This window comes from Saccharospirillum impatiens DSM 12546, assembly GCF_000423605.1.
Lineage (GTDB): Bacteria > Pseudomonadota > Gammaproteobacteria > Pseudomonadales > Natronospirillaceae > Saccharospirillum > Saccharospirillum impatiens.
In genome coordinates, this window is the sequence record NZ_AUIH01000150.1 from 1 (window position 1) to 1,299 (window position 1,299).

The 1,299-nt window shown below is 58.0% G+C and carries 2 protein-coding genes; both read left to right on the forward strand.

What is annotated here, in order from left to right:
* Positions 1–330: leucine-rich repeat domain-containing protein (locus G565_RS27135; protein WP_037340964.1), on the forward strand; the 330-nt coding region annotated here is incomplete at its 5' end.
* Between the two features lie 15 nt (positions 331–345).
* Positions 346–1,209, forward strand: coding sequence for a type VI secretion system Vgr family protein (locus tag G565_RS0120980; RefSeq protein ID WP_157600199.1), 864 nt, complete (start codon positions 346–348; stop codon positions 1,207–1,209).
* The last annotated feature ends 90 nt before the right edge of the window (positions 1,210–1,299 follow it).

Genomic DNA, 1,299 nt, shown 5'->3' on the forward strand with positions numbered 1-1,299 from the left:
CTCAGCATCAGTGGTACTGACTTTACCAATGATGATTTGGCGTACCTGGCCGAGATGGGCAGTCTCCAAACGTTGAATCTGGGGGGGGTGCCCATCACCACGGTATTGCCCTTGAAAGAGCTGACCGGTCTGTCCGGTCTGAATCTGTATATGACGAATATCACAGACTTCAATGAGATTCCTTTCATCGAGAATGTGTCTTATCTCGGCTTACCCGACACCGTCCTAACCGAGTTGCCTGAGCACATCAGCCAGATGCAAGAAACAGCCAGTGACGATTACTTTCACTGCAACGAGCTGAAACCTTGCACTCAACCGGCGTGGGAATGAAGAGAAACTCTACGATTGCCCGACCGGCGAGTATCGCATGGTGGAAGTGACCCACACCGCCGAGTCGAACGCCACAGCAGGCGTTCAATACCGCAATACCGCAATACCGCCGTTGTTATTCCCCGGGCTACACCGCCGCGCCCGCGACTGGCAGAGCCAGCGGCCTTGCCGCACCTCTTCCCGGTGCGCATTGAAAGCCGGTACGACCACGCCGAACTGGGGACCGATGGGCACTACTACTTCCGGGCCGATTTTGATCGCAGCGCTCGTGGCATTAGCCTGGCCAGTCCGAAAACCAGTCGACTGGTGCCCTATGCCAGCCCACAGGAAGACGCCACCGACCCCACTGGCTGGCACTTCCCCTTGCTCGACCAAAGCCGTGCCCTGGTCACCTTCCTGGATAATGACCCCTCGCGCCCGATGATCGTCGGCTTCGTTCCGGGCCAGCGGCAAGGCGGACCCGTCACCGCCGATAACGGCGCCCAAAGCCGCATCGTCACCCCCGGCCAGAACGAACTCACCTTCGACGACAGCCCCAAAGCCACCCGGATTGCCCTGCACACCTTCGACCGGCAAGTGCGCCTGGAACTGAACGCCCGGGAAGCTGAACCTTACATCCATCTGATGGCCATTTACGGCAGCATCAACCTCTACGCAAGCCTGAGCATTAACATCAAGGCTGGCGCTCAGCTCGAAGAACGCATCGGCGCCGACCGCACCCAATCGGTTAAAAACACCAGCCTTACCCAAACCGAAGACGGGGCCATTCACCACCAGGCCGCCACCGAGCACAGCCACATCGCACAGACCAACTTTGTGCAAAGCTCGGGCGCCGACTTCAGCCTCTGGGTGCAACAAAAGAGCCTCAGTATCAAGTAAGCGTTCATTTTAGGGAGTCATTCTACTGAGCCTTCCCGCGCGATAATCTCAAGCCTCATTCATCGACGTCCGAGGCAATCATGGCCAAGC